Origin of the sequence: Vibrio brasiliensis LMG 20546 (assembly GCF_000189255.1) — a bacterium.
Classification (GTDB): domain Bacteria; phylum Pseudomonadota; class Gammaproteobacteria; order Enterobacterales; family Vibrionaceae; genus Vibrio; species Vibrio brasiliensis.
The window spans coordinates 1-13,767 of the sequence record NZ_AEVS01000075.1 but is presented as its reverse complement, the minus strand read 5'-3'; the positions used below and the strand labels follow the sequence as shown (position 1 = coordinate 13,767).

The window sequence follows — 13,767 nt, the reverse complement described above, 5'->3', positions numbered from 1 at the left end:
AGCAAGACAGCTTCCCTCTTCAACAATAGATATGTGGATTGGGCAATTTGGTTTCAAGGGATAAAAGTAAAAAAGTTCCTAGTTTCGAGTTCCTAGTGGCTAGATTAATACTCACTGATTGTTTTAATTACCTTCCAATAAAAAAGCGCAGATCTTTCGACCTGCGCTTTTTCTAGGGACTCGCTGCTAGTAACTAGGAGCTTTATACATCTAGGTTAGCAACTTTAAGTGCGTTTTCTTCGATAAAGTTACGACGTGGTTCTACCTGGTCACCCATTAGAGTCGTGAACAGTTGGTCAGCACCTACTGCATCTTCAATCGTTACTTGCATCATACGGCGTGTTTCAGGATCCATTGTTGTTTCCCAAAGCTGCTCTGGGTTCATCTCACCCAGACCTTTGTAGCGCTGTAGGCTTAGACCACGACGCGACTCTTTAATTAGCCACTCTAGTGCATCAACAAAGCTTGAAACAGGCTGAGTACGCTCGCCACGTTTGATGTAAGCGCCCTCTTCAATCAGACCTTCCAGCGCTTCAGAAAGCGTTGCTAGCTTGCCGTACTCTTTCGAGTTGATTAGGTCGATACTTAGTACGTGCTCGTGAGTAACACCATGTGTACGAACAACAACTTTAGGCAGGCTCAGACCAAGCTCAGCGTGCTGTTCTACTTCAACGCTGTACTGGCTTGCACCAACTTCTTTCGCGTTAAGTTGCTCAACAAGCGTCTTAGTCCAGGCTTCAACTGCTGCTGCATCGTGACACTGCTCTGCTGTTAGGCGTGGCGTGTAAATTAACTCATGAACTAGCGCACGTGGGTAACGACGGCTCATACGATCCACCAGCTTGATACCAGCATTGTATTGCTGAACTAGCTTCTCTAGCGCTTCACCTGATAGTGCTGGTGCTTCAGCATTTACATGTAGAGATGCGTTATCAAGAGCCAATGCCACTTGGTACTGGTTCATTGCATCTTCATCTTTGATGTACTGCTCTTGCTTACCTTTCTTCACTTTGTAAAGTGGTGGCTGAGCAATGTACACGTAGCCACGCTCAATCAGCTCAGGCATTTGACGGTAGAAGAAGGTCAATAGTAGCGTACGGATGTGCGAACCATCGACGTCAGCATCGGTCATGATGATGATGTTGTGGTAACGCAGTTTGTCCGGGTTGTACTCATCACGGCCGATACCACAGCCAAGTGCTGTGATAAGCGTTGCGACTTCCTGAGAAGAAAGCATCTTGTCGAAACGCGCTTTTTCAACGTTCAGGATCTTACCTTTAAGCGGTAGGATTGCCTGATTCTTACGGTTACGGCCTTGTTTTGCGGAGCCGCCTGCCGAGTCACCCTCCACTATGTATAGTTCAGAGAGTGCTGGGTCTTTTTCCTGACAGTCAGCCAGTTTACCTGGCAAACCAGCTAAGTCTAATGCGCCTTTACGACGAGTCATTTCACGAGCTTTACGCGCCGCTTCACGAGCACGCGCTGCGTCGATGATTTTTGAACAAACCATCTTAGCTTCTGTTGGGTTCTCAACCAGGAACTCAGACAGCTTCTCACCCATTGCCGACTCAACTGCTGACTTAACTTCAGAAGAAACCAGTTTATCTTTTGTCTGGCTAGAGAATTTAGGATCTGGAACTTTCACAGAAACAACAGCGGTCAGACCTTCACGAGCATCATCACCTGAAGTTGCTGTTTTCGCTTTCTTCGAGAAGCCTTCTTTGTCCATGAACGAGTTCAGGGTACGAGTCAATGCTGCACGGAAACCCGCTAAGTGAGTACCACCATCGCGCTGTGGGATGTTGTTAGTGAAACAGTAGATGTTCTCTTGGAAACCATCGTTCCACTGCATCGCTACTTCAACTGCAATACCGTCTTCACGCTCGAAATCGAAGTGGAAGATTTTCTCGATGATTGGAGTTTTGTTAGTGTTGAGGTGATCAACGAATGCCTGAATACCACCTTCAAACATGAAGTGGTCACTCTTGTCTTCTTCACGCTCATCAATCAGCTTGATAGAAACACCAGAGTTTAGGAATGATAGTTCACGCAGACGCTTAGCAAGAATATCGTAGTGGAATTCTGTGTTAGAGAAAGTCTCTGCACTTGGCCAGAAACGGATCTGAGTACCCGTTTTGTCTGTATCGCCGATCACTGCTAGTGGCGCTTGCGGCTCACCGTGGTGATAAGTTTGCGTATGGATGTGACCGCCACGATGAATCGTTAGCGTTACTTTTTCTGATAGAGCGTTTACTACTGAAACACCTACACCGTGCAGACCACCTGATACCTTGTACGAGTTGTCATCGAATTTACCACCAGCGTGAAGTACCGTCATGATAACTTCTGCTGCAGATACCTTCTCTTCAGGGTGCATTTCAGTCGGGATACCACGACCATCATCGCTTACAGAAACTGAGTTGTCCTCATGAATTGTCACAATGATGTCTTTACAGTGACCCGCTAACGCTTCATCAATTGAGTTATCCACCACCTCGAAAACCATGTGGTGAAGACCGGTGCCATCATCCGTGTCGCCGATGTACATACCAGGACGCTTACGAACCGCATCCAGACCCTTTAGTACCTTAATACTCGATGAATCGTAATTTTCAGACATGAGTTATCTTCCGCTATATATTTTGCTCTATTGTGCCATGTTCCACATGGAACATCCTGCCATTTTCATCTCGCATATCTGCAATCTGACTGTCAGTAATAGAGCTTACAAAAACTTGAGCCCCCGTCTCTTTCAAGCAGTCCGCTAGACGCTTACGACGTTGGCTATCTAATTCAGATGCAAAGTCATCAATTAAGTAGATACATTGCTTGCCAGTCATTTCTGTAAGGTGCTGACCCTGCGCAACACGCAAAGCACACACCATAAGTTTCAACTGGCCACGTGAAAGTACATCCTCAACAGGCGTACCATTCACTTTAATGCGCAAATCAGCTTTATTAGGACCACTGAATGTGTAACCTAACGCCTGATCACGCTCGAAATTCTTTTCCAGTATATCTTGGTAAGGGGTATCTTTGTCCCATCCACGATAATACTTCAGTTGGATCTCAAATTCGGGTAAGAAAGCCTGACAAATTTCTTCGGCTTTTACCTTCATTTGTTCAATATAAGTCGCACGCCACTGGCTAATGTTTTCAGCCAAACGCGCCATCTCTTGATCCCAGTAACTCAGCTCTCGATAGCTGGTTGCTGTTTTAAGTAACGCGTTTCTTTGTTTATTGAGACGCTTAAAACGTCCCCATGCATCATAAAATGCAGACTCAGTGTGAAACACACCCCAGTCGATAAACGAACGACGATGTTTCGGACCATCCGTTAGCAAATCAAACCCTTCCGGATGAATCAACTGCAGAGGTAATACTTGTGCCAGTTGTGCCAACTTTTGTCCAGACTGACCGCCTATTTTAACCTCTGTTGAGCCATCACGCTGCTTATTAATGCCAATTGGTAGCTCAAATTGATCCGAGTTCAAAAAACGACCATGAACAAACAGCTCATTACAGTCATTTTGAATCACTCTGCCTGTCAGTGAACTCTTAAAAGAGCGCCCGTGCCCCAGCAGATAAATAGCTTCTAAAACGCTGGTTTTGCCACTTCCGTTAGGTCCAATAAGAAAGTTAAAGCCTGCTGATAGTTCAATATCACAGGCTTTAATGTTTCGAAATTGCTGAATAATAAGACGAGAAAGCGGCATGCTAGAGTCGAATCGGCATCACCACGTACATAGCACTGTCGTCATCGGCGTTTTCAATTAACGCACTGGCGTTGGCATCCGACATTGACACTCGTACTTTTTCACAACGTAGTGTGTTGAGTACATCTAATACGTAACTAACGTTAAAGCCAATTTCAATTGGTTCCCCTTCGAAGCTGACGTCTAACATCTCTTCAGCTTCTTCTTGCTCAGGGTTATTTGCAGTAATGCGCATTTCCGTATCAGCAAGGTTAACTCGAACGCCGCGGAACTTTTCATTCGACAGAATAGCTGCACGTGAGAATGCCTGACGCAGTTCATCACAGCCAGCTTCAAGAGTTTTTGTCGTACTTTGTGGCATAACACGACGGTAATCAGGGAAGCGACCGTCAACCAGCTTAGAGGTAAATACGTAGTTGTTTACTTCAGCGCGCACGTTTGAGCTACCAATCTGAAGAACAACTGGCTGTTCTGGTGCATCAAGTAACTTAACCAGCTCTAGTACACCTTTACGCGGAACAATGATCTGTTTTTGCGCGAAGTCAGCACCTAACTGTACTTGTGATACAGCCATACGGTGACCATCGGTCGCAACACTACGCAAAGTGGTGCCATCGATTTCAAACAACATACCGTTGAGGTAGTAACGCACATCCTGGTTAGCCATAGAGAATTGCGTTTTTTCAACCAGGCCACGTAACTCAGCCTGAGTCAGTGAAACCTCAACTTCGCTCTGCCAGTCTTCAATGTTTGGAAAATCATTCGCTGGTAGCGTTGATAGTGAGAATCGGCTTCGGCCAGAGCGAACCTGAACACGGTCACCATCTAAAACGAATGTAATTACAGAGTCATCAGGAAGACCACGACAGATATCGAGGAACTTACGTGAAGGAACAGTAATGCTGCCCGCTTCAAACTCACCTTCCAATGTCACACGGCTAATCAGCTCAACTTCAAGATCCGTAGCCGTCATCGATAGCACGTTATCTTCTACTTTTAATAGTAGGTTGCCCAGAATTGGCAATGTTGGTCGACCGCCTAATGCACCTGATACTTGTTGTAGAGGTTTAAGCAGGTGACTACGCTCAATGGAAAATTTCATAGGATGCTCTTATCCGAATTCGTTAGTTATTTCGTTGCTAAGGATACTGCGAATTAAGAAGAAAGGGTACGAATCAAATTCGAGTAGTCTTCTTTAATATCATGGCTCTCTTCACGCAGTTGCTCAATCTTACGGCATGCATGCAGTACGGTAGTGTGGTCACGACCGCCAAATGCATCGCCAATCTCAGGCAGACTGTGGTTTGTGAGCTCTTTGGCTAGAGCCATAGCAAGCTGGCGCGGACGCGCAACAGAACGAGAGCGGCGCTTAGATAGCAAATCCGCTACTTTAATCTTGTAATACTCGGCTACTGTCTTTTGAATATTATCGATGGTGACCAGTTTCTCTTGCAATGCAAGCAGGTCTCTTAGCGCTTCACGCACAAAGTCGATAGTAATTGGACGACCAGTAAAGTTAGCGTTGGCGATAACGCGGTTTAATGCACCTTCAAGCTCACGAACGTTTGAACGTAAACGCTTAGCAATAAAGAAAGCAACTTCATCAGCGAGGTGAATCTGGTGATCTTCTGCTTTTTTCATCAAGATCGCGACTCGCGTTTCCAGTTCAGGTGGCTCGATCGCAACCGTTAGACCCCAACCAAAACGAGATTTCAGACGATCTTCTACGCCACTGATCTCTTTAGGATAGCGGTCAGAAGTCAGGATGATCTGTTGATTACCCTCAAGCAACGCATTGAAGGTATGGAAAAATTCTTCTTGTGAACGTTCTTTGTTAGCAAAGAACTGGATGTCATCGATTAGCAGCGCATCAACACTACGATAGTAACGTTTAAATTCTTCAATCGCGTTATTTTGTAGTGCCTTAACCATATCCTGAACGAAGCGCTCAGAGTGCATGTAAACCACTTTAGCATTTGGCTTGTTGTCAACAATCGCGTTACCAACCGCATGCAATAAGTGAGTTTTACCCAGACCAGTGCCGCCGTACAAGAATAGCGGGTTGTAGGCCGAGCCAGGGTTATCAGAAACCTGACGCGCCGCTGCTAAACCTAGCTGGTTCGACTTACCTTCAACGAAGTTAGTGAACTTATGCTTAGGGTTTACGTTTGAACGATGGTTGATATCCGCGATCGCTTCGGCATCATCATCCCATGTTTTATGCACTGGCTTACGTGCTTGAAGCTGCGCTGGCGCAGACGACTCTGCCGCAACGTCTGCTGGGGTACGTTTAGGTGCCGGTGTTGGAGCCGCGACAGGGCGACTTCCCACTTCAAAGCGTAAACTTGGTACATCGTTGCCACAATATTCCTGTAGCAGTCGATTGATGCTGTTTAGGTACTTATCACGTACCCAGTCCAGTACGAAACGGTTTGGGGCAAATAAAGTGAGCGTATTGTCATTGAGCTCCGCTTGTAACGGACGAACCCACATGCTGAATTCAGTTGCTGGTAGCTCTTCTTGAAGCTGTTGCAAACATTGCAACCAAAGCGAAGATGACACGGTGCCCCCACTCGAAGTAATTGATCTGAAAAGATTGGCAATTTTACCTGTTGATAACCAAGATCGCCAGCAAATGATCGACGATCCAGTGAATAAGATCCAAGTTATTCACAATATTTTCGACATTATTCGATGGATCCACACATCCTGCCCCATTTTTACTCACACATTGATCCACAATAAGGCAATTTTTGTCTGATCTTCTTATTGGTGATAAGTCTGTGTATGAAGTCATTCACCAAAGTAGAAATCTGAGTGACTTTTGTTAGGCTAATGACACTAGAAAAAGGTAACCGTGATGAAAAAACGTACAGCTTATTACTCTAGTGTCTAGGTTATTTCTCTTGGTTATTTATCTAATCAACTAAACTAACAGTAGTATTTATCCCCATAATAATATGGAGTTGTAAAATGAAAAACTGGATTAAGGCTGCCGTTGCAGCTATCGCGCTGTCTGCAGCGACTGTTCAAGCCGCGACTGAAGTAAAAGTAGGCATGTCGGGTCGTTACTTCCCGTTCACCTTCGTTCAGCAAGATCAATTACAAGGGTTTGAAGTCGACCTGTGGGATGAAATCGGCAAGCGTAACGACTACAAAGTAGAGTACGTTACTGCAAACTTCTCTGGCCTGTTCGGTCTGCTAGAGACTGGTCGTATCGACACTATCTCTAACCAGATTACGATGACTGATGCACGTAAAGCTAAATACCTTTTCGCTGACCCATATGTGGTTGACGGTGCACAAATCACTGTTCGCAAAGGTAACGACAGCATCAAAGGTGTGAAAGATCTCGAAGGTAAAACTGTTGCAGTTAACCTGGGTTCTAACTTTGAGCAACTACTACGTGACTACGATAAAGATGGCAAGATCAACATCAAGACTTACGATACTGGTATCGAACACGATGTAGCTTTGGGCCGTGCCGATGCATTTATTATGGATCGTCTGTCTGCTCTTGAGCTAATCAAGAAAACAGGTCTGCCACTACAACTTGCGGGTCAGCCATTTGAAACAATTCAAAACGCCTGGCCGTTCGTCGACAACGAAAATGGTAAGAAACTTCAAGCTGAAGTAAACCAGGCTCTTGCTGCAATGCGCGCAGACGGCACTCTAGAGAAAATCTCTCAGAAATGGTTCGGCGCTGACATCACTCAGTAAGCTTGTCTATTGTCTATCTCATTTGAGATAGAACACCTTAACCCACTGCCTCCCTTCACTTGCAGTGGGTTTTGCTTTTTTAAGCCGTTATTTTATTTAGTAAATGGGACACGTTATGGGATTCGATTTTAATTACATGCTGGATCTGATGCCGATACTGTTGAAGTATTTGGGCACAACCATGGAAATGGCGACGTGGGGTCTACTCTTTTCACTGGTTCTAGCGGTGATCCTGGCCAACATTCGTGTGTTTCGCGTCCCAGTTCTCGATCAGTTAAGCCAGCTATATATCAGCTTTTTCCGTGGTACACCTCTGCTGGTACAGCTATTTCTTCTTTATTACGGCCTGCCTCAAGTCTTCCCGTGGCTAGTGGGCTTAGATGCATTCAGTGCCGCAGTCATCGGTTTAACCCTCCATTTTGCCGCGTATATGGCAGAGAGCATTCGCGCAGCAATCATAGGTATTGATCGCAGCCAAATGGAAGCAAGCCTATCAGTAGGTATGACAACCAGCCAGGCGATGCGTCGCGTCATTCTTCCACAAGCAACACGTGTCGCTCTGCCATCCTTGATGAACTATTTTATCGACATGATTAAATCGACCTCGCTGGCATTCACCTTAGGCGTGGCTGAAATCATGGCTAAAGCGCAGATGGAAGCATCATCAAGCTTCCGCTTTTTTGAAGCCTTCTTAGCAGTAGCACTTATTTACTGGGGCGTGGTCGTGATTCTGACTCGCGTGCAAATCTGGGCTGAAGCGAAACTGAATAAGGCATACGTACGATGATCAAATTAGAAAACATTCATAAGCGTTTTGGCGATACAGAAGTGCTTAAGGGCATCGACATTGAGATCAAACAGGGTGAGATCATTGTCATTATCGGCTCCAGTGGTACCGGTAAATCGACCCTATTACGTACCGTCAACTTTCTAGAAAATGCTGACCAAGGTGTTATCACTATTGATGACGTCAGTGTTAATACTGAGAAATACTCCAAGTCAGAAGTCCTGGCGTTAAGACGAAAGACTGGCTTTGTATTCCAGAACTATGCGCTATTTGCTCATATGACCGCGAGACAGAACATTGCTGAAGGCCTGGTTACCGTTCGTGGCTGGAAGAAAAGCGAAGCCCTTAAGCGCGCTCAAGAGATTCTGGATGACATTGGCCTGGGTGACAAAGGAGATAGTTATCCAGCGGCACTTTCTGGCGGTCAACAACAGCGTGTGGGTATTGGTCGAGCTATGGCTCTGCAACCTGAACTGCTGTTATTTGATGAACCAACATCAGCACTCGATCCTGAATGGGTTGGAGAAGTTCTTAATCTAATGAAGGACTTAGCGAAAAAACATCAGACAATGCTGGTGGTAACACACGAAATGCAATTTGCCAGAGAGGTCGCTGATAGAGTGATCTTTATGGCGGAAGGAAACATTGTTGAGCAAGGTTCTCCACAGGATATTTTTAATAATCCACAAGATCCTCGTCTGCAAAAATTCCTAAGACAAGTAGGTGCTGAATAAAGATCATCCACAAGGATCGATCGATCCTTGAGATTTTGCTCACACTACGTATAATCGCTCGGCCGGAATTTAGCACTTGCACAGAGATTGACACTTTGTGTGACTGTGATTACAATTCCGCCTCTTTGTTGAGAGGCGTCGGTTTGTCCTCTTTATATATAAAGAAGACTTTTAATGCCCACGCCGGGTTAACATTGACCTAAAACTACTGATCAGTAAAGGTAATTATCATGAAACGCACTTTTCAACCTTCAGTTCTAAAGCGCAAGCGTACTCACGGTTTCCGTGCTCGCATGGCAACTAAGAACGGTCGTAAAGTAATTAATGCACGTCGTGCTAAAGGCCGTGCGCGCCTATCAAAATAATCACTAGTTTATTTTGAATACGTACGCGTTCAATCGGGAGTTACGTTTGTTAACTCCCGAGCATTATCAAAATGTCTTCCAGCAAGCTCATAGAGCTGGCTCACCTCATTTCACCATCATTGCTCGTAAAAATAGCCTATCTCATCCTCGACTAGGTTTAGCCGTTCCCAAGAAACAGATCAAAACCGCTGTAGGTCGTAACCGTTTTAAGCGCCTTGCTCGTGAAAGCTTTCGTAACAATCAGCATCAGCTTGCTAACAAAGATTTTGTTGTTATTGCCAAGAAAAGCGCGCAAGATTTAAGCAATGAAGAAATTTTCAAACTGTTTGATAAATTATGGCAGCGCCTGTCTCGCCCTTCACGTGGCTAGCGATCGGATTTGTCCGACTCTATCAAGGTCTTATTAGTCCGCTTATTGGACCACGTTGTCGTTTTACTCCAACCTGTTCTACTTATGCCATTGAAGCGTTGAAAGCTCACGGTTTTGTAAAAGGGTGTTGGTTATCAAGCAAACGTCTATTAAAATGCCATCCTTTGAATGAAGGGGGGTATGACCCCGTTCCACCAGTCCAAAAACAAGACAGAGATTAATAACGATGGATTCTCAACGTAATATCCTGTTAATCGCGCTAGCACTGGTTTCTTTTCTATTGTTCCAGCAATGGCAAGTTGCAAAGAATCCAACGCCTCAGCCGGTTGAGCAGGCTCAATCAAGCAGTACCCTACCTGCACCATCTTTTGCAGACGAGCTAGACCCAGCTCCTGCGCAGCAGGCTTCTGCTAAAACGATTACCGTGACAACTGATGTATTGACTCTGTCGATTGATACGGTTGGTGGTGATGTAATTAACGCAGACCTTAACCAGTACTCAAACGAGTTAGATTCAGCTGACCCGTTCGTACTACTTAAAAATGAGCCAGGACACCAGTTCATTGCTCAAAGTGGTCTTGTGGGCCCTCAAGGTATCGACCTGAGCAGCACAAACCGTCCTCAATACGCAGTTAGCGCTGACAGTTTCGTTATGGCTGATGGCCAGGATGAACTACGTATTCCAATGACATTTGCTGCAAACGGCCTTGAATACACTAAGACATTCATCGTTAAACGTGGCAGCTACGCTGTTGATGTTGAATACGACGTGGTAAACAAATCAGGCAACAACGCGACATTTGGTATGTACGCACACTTACGTCAGAACCTACTTGACGCTGGTGGCAGCATTACAATGCCAACATACCGCGGTGGTGCATACTCTACTGAAGATACTCGCTACAAGAAGTACAGCTTCGAAGATATGCAAGATCGCAACCTGTCTCTCAACCTAGTTGATGGTCAAGGTTGGGCTGCAATGATTCAGCACTACTTCGCATCTGCATGGATTCCACGCGATGAACCAGGTACTAACCTTTACACTCGTGTAATCGGTAACCTGGGTGACATCGGTGTTCGCATGCCGAACAAGACAATTGCTGATGGCGACAGTGCAAACCTAAAAGCAACGCTTTGGGTTGGTCCTAAACTTCAAGACCAGATGGCTGAAGTTGCACCAAACCTAGACCTTGTTGTTGACTACGGCTGGTTATGGTTTATCGCTAAACCACTGCACACACTGCTTTCATTCATTCAAAGCTTTGTTGGCAACTGGGGTGTGGCAATCATCTGTCTGACCTTCATTGTTCGTGGTGCAATGTACCCACTAACAAAAGCGCAATACACCTCTATGGCAAAAATGCGTATGCTTCAGCCTAAGCTGCAAGCAATGCGTGAGCGTATCGGCGATGACCGTCAGCGTATGAGCCAGGAGATGATGGAACTGTATAAGAAAGAGAAAGTTAACCCACTTGGTGGCTGTCTACCTCTTATCCTACAGATGCCAATCTTCATCGCGCTTTACTGGGCACTAATGGAGTCTGTTGAGCTACGTCACTCTCCATTCTTCGGTTGGATCACTGACCTTTCAGCGCAAGACCCTTACTACATCTTGCCGCTACTGATGGGTGCTTCAATGTTCATGATTCAGAAGATGAGCCCGACAACGGTAACGGATCCTATGCAGCAGAAGATCATGACCTTTATGCCGGTTATGTTTACTTTCTTCTTCCTGTTCTTCCCATCAGGTCTGGTTCTATACTGGCTAGTATCGAACGTAGTAACGCTAATTCAACAGTCGCTAATCTACAAAGCACTGGAGAAAAAAGGCTTACACTCTAAGTAACCTTTAAGCGGAAATCACAGTAAAAGGCGACCTAAAGGTCGCCTTTTTTATTTGAGCTGATTACAATTCAGCTAAACATTGATTTGCCGGAATCGGCATACAAATACAACAGGCACATTTATGACAACTGATACCATTGTTGCTCAAGCAACCGCACCAGGTCGTGGTGGCGTCGGCATTATTCGTGTATCCGGCCCATTGGCATCAAAGGTTGCGCTGGAAGTTACTGGTAAAGAGCTTCGTCCTCGATACGCTGAATACCTGCCGTTTACCGCCGAAGATGGTAGCCAACTTGATCAAGGTATTGCGCTGTTTTTCCCAAACCCTCACTCATTTACTGGTGAGGACGTCGTTGAATTCCAGGGACATGGTGGCCCAGTAGTTATGGATATGCTAATCAAGCGTATCCTCAAGATTTCGGGAATTCGCACGGCGCGTCCGGGTGAGTTTTCTGAACGCGCATTCCTTAACGATAAGCTGGACCTCGCCCAAGCAGAGGCTATCGCGGACCTTATTGATGCCAGTTCTGAAGAAGCGGCTAAATCAGCCCTACAGTCTCTTCAGGGCGCGTTCTCCGGACGCATCAACACCTTGGTAGAGTCACTGATTCACCTGCGTATCTATGTCGAGGCGGCGATTGACTTCCCAGAAGAAGAGATCGACTTTTTAGCTGATGGCAAAGTCGCCGCTGACTTGCAAACCATCATCGACAACCTGGCAGCAGTGCGTAAAGAAGCGAATCAGGGGGCAATTATGCGTGAAGGGATGAAAGTCGTGATTGCAGGCCGTCCTAACGCTGGTAAATCGAGTTTGCTTAATGCGCTGTCAGGTAAAGAGTCTGCCATCGTGACGGATATTGCAGGTACTACACGCGATGTACTACGAGAGCACATCCATATCGACGGTATGCCTCTGCATATCATTGATACCGCAGGTCTGCGTGATGCATCAGACGAAGTCGAAAAAATCGGTATTGAAAGAGCGTGGGAAGAGATCAGTCAGGCAGACCGTGTGCTGTTTATGGTTGACGGAACCACCACTGATGCTACCGACCCTAAAGATATCTGGCCAGATTTTGTCGATCGCTTACCAGAAAATATCGGCATGACAGTGATCCGCAATAAAGCCGATCAAACAGGAGAAGATCTGGGGATTTGCCACGTCAATGATCCTACTCTGATTCGCCTGTCAGCGAAAACAGGCGATGGTGTTGAAGCACTGCGTACCCATCTAAAAGAGTGTATGGGATTTGCAGGAGGCAACGAAGGTGGCTTTATGGCTCGACGTCGTCACTTAGAGGCTCTTGAACGAGCAGCAGAGCACTTAGAGATAGGCCAACAGCAACTAGAGGGTTATATGGCAGGAGAAATCCTCGCTGAAGAACTACGTATTACTCAACAGCATCTCAGTGAGATAACTGGTGAGTTCAGTTCAGATGACCTTCTCGGTCGTATCTTCTCATCTTTCTGTATCGGTAAATAATCTTAAACGCGGCCTAATGGGCCGCGTTTTTCGTCATTAAGAAGGAACATTCATGATCCATATTATTACAGGTAGCACCTTAGGTGGTGCTGAGTATGTGGGCGACCATCTCAGTGATCTATTAGTTGAAAAAGGCTTTGAGACTGAGATACACAACCAGCCTGAGCTATCTGAAATAGAACCAAAAGGCACCTGGCTTATCATCACCTCAACCCACGGTGCTGGCGAGTATCCCGATAATATCCGCCCATTTATTCAAGCTCTGCAGAACACACCTCCAAGAATGAGTGAAGTAAAATATGCGACCATAGCTATTGGCGACTCTAGCTACGACACCTTCTGTGCTGCCGGCCTGCATGCCCACGATCTATTAACTGACATAGGTGCAACGCCTATTACAGACTGTTTTACTATCGACGTTCTCAATCACGACGTCCCTGAAGATGCCGCTGAAGAGTGGCTGAATGAGCTGATCGACCAGCTTTAAACAGTATAAAGTGGCCTTAACAGAGGTCACTTTCTCTCTCTTCCCTCCCTTTGTGAATAACTTTTCTTACTTTCCCCTGAACTGTTTGGACATATTTTAACCATTTGAGCTGTGGATAAACTACGATCTATCCGGTGATTAACCTATAGTTATCCCAATAACAACTTAGATCCTTTTTTACCCCTTGTGAATAACTACCAATTTTGATCCCAGTTAATCCTCGATCTGATCAAGGTAAGATCACATGATATGATCCAAAT

The 13,767-nt window shown here is 45.6% G+C and carries 13 protein-coding genes; 9 read left to right on the top strand and 4 right to left on the bottom strand.

Translation table 11 applies throughout. The features are described 5' to 3' along the window. Window positions 1-202 precede the first annotated feature (202 nt). From gyrB to dnaA, 4 genes are read right to left on the bottom strand one after another with little or no spacing between them, the layout of a single operon-like run. The gene (gene gyrB / locus RH46_RS13480; RefSeq protein ID WP_006880033.1) at window positions 203-2,620 is read right to left on the bottom strand and encodes a DNA topoisomerase (ATP-hydrolyzing) subunit B; all 2,418 of its coding nucleotides are present in this window, start codon (window positions 2,618-2,620) and stop codon (window positions 203-205) included. Window positions 2,621-2,633: 13 nt separating this feature from the next. Next, window positions 2,634-3,716, bottom strand: coding sequence for a DNA replication/repair protein RecF (gene recF, locus RH46_RS13475; RefSeq protein WP_006880032.1), 1,083 nt, complete (start codon window positions 3,714-3,716; stop codon window positions 2,634-2,636). Window position 3,717: 1 nt separating this feature from the next. After that, the gene (dnaN, locus tag RH46_RS13470; protein ID WP_006880031.1) at window positions 3,718-4,818 is read right to left on the bottom strand and encodes a DNA polymerase III subunit beta; all 1,101 of its coding nucleotides are present in this window, start codon (window positions 4,816-4,818) and stop codon (window positions 3,718-3,720) included. Window positions 4,819-4,871: 53 nt separating this feature from the next. Continuing rightward, entirely contained in the window at window positions 4,872-6,278 is a 1,407-nt protein-coding gene (dnaA, locus tag RH46_RS13465) for a chromosomal replication initiator protein DnaA (RefSeq protein WP_006880030.1), read from the bottom strand. 411 nt (window positions 6,279-6,689) lie between these two features. On the opposite strand from dnaA, the gene RH46_RS13455 reads away from it, so the two are divergent. The 9 genes from RH46_RS13455 to mioC all read left to right on the top strand — a co-directional run bounded on the left by RH46_RS13455 (window position 6,690) and on the right by mioC (window position 13,507). Next, the gene (locus RH46_RS13455) at window positions 6,690-7,436 is read left to right on the top strand and encodes an amino acid ABC transporter substrate-binding protein (RefSeq protein WP_006880028.1); all 747 of its coding nucleotides are present in this window, start codon (window positions 6,690-6,692) and stop codon (window positions 7,434-7,436) included. 115 nt (window positions 7,437-7,551) lie between these two features. Next, window positions 7,552-8,223, top strand: coding sequence for an amino acid ABC transporter permease (locus RH46_RS13450; protein WP_006880027.1), 672 nt, complete (start codon window positions 7,552-7,554; stop codon window positions 8,221-8,223). Further along, window positions 8,220-8,957 (top strand): amino acid ABC transporter ATP-binding protein, encoded by a 738-nt coding sequence (locus RH46_RS13445; RefSeq protein WP_006880026.1) that lies wholly within the window; start codon window positions 8,220-8,222, stop codon window positions 8,955-8,957. The genes RH46_RS13450 and RH46_RS13445 overlap by 4 nt, the downstream gene beginning before the upstream one ends. Window positions 8,958-9,187: 230 nt before the next feature. Then, window positions 9,188-9,322 (top strand): 50S ribosomal protein L34, encoded by a 135-nt coding sequence (gene rpmH / locus RH46_RS13440; protein WP_006880025.1) that lies wholly within the window; start codon window positions 9,188-9,190, stop codon window positions 9,320-9,322. A 46-nt stretch (window positions 9,323-9,368) separates the two neighbouring features. Then, on the top strand, window positions 9,369-9,692 hold the full coding sequence (gene rnpA / locus RH46_RS13435; RefSeq protein ID WP_239928257.1) for a ribonuclease P protein component: 324 nt from the start codon (window positions 9,369-9,371) through the stop codon (window positions 9,690-9,692). Further along, the gene (gene yidD, locus RH46_RS21820; protein WP_006880023.1) at window positions 9,659-9,913 is read left to right on the top strand and encodes a membrane protein insertion efficiency factor YidD; all 255 of its coding nucleotides are present in this window, start codon (window positions 9,659-9,661) and stop codon (window positions 9,911-9,913) included. Before rnpA ends, yidD begins: the two co-directional genes overlap by 34 nt. Before the next feature lie 5 nt (window positions 9,914-9,918). Continuing rightward, entirely contained in the window at window positions 9,919-11,538 is a 1,620-nt protein-coding gene (gene yidC / locus RH46_RS13430; RefSeq protein ID WP_006880022.1) for a membrane protein insertase YidC, read from the top strand. Window positions 11,539-11,658: 120 nt separating this feature from the next. Further along, a complete protein-coding gene (gene mnmE / locus RH46_RS13425; RefSeq protein ID WP_006880021.1) occupies window positions 11,659-13,020 on the top strand; it encodes a tRNA uridine-5-carboxymethylaminomethyl(34) synthesis GTPase MnmE in 1,362 nt (453 codons plus the stop codon). A 52-nt stretch (window positions 13,021-13,072) separates the two neighbouring features. Beyond that, window positions 13,073-13,507 carry an FMN-binding protein MioC gene (gene mioC / locus RH46_RS13420; RefSeq protein WP_006880020.1) on the top strand — a complete coding sequence of 145 codons (435 nt, stop codon included), beginning with the start codon at window positions 13,073-13,075 and terminating at the stop codon, window positions 13,505-13,507. Window positions 13,508-13,767 lie beyond the last annotated feature (260 nt).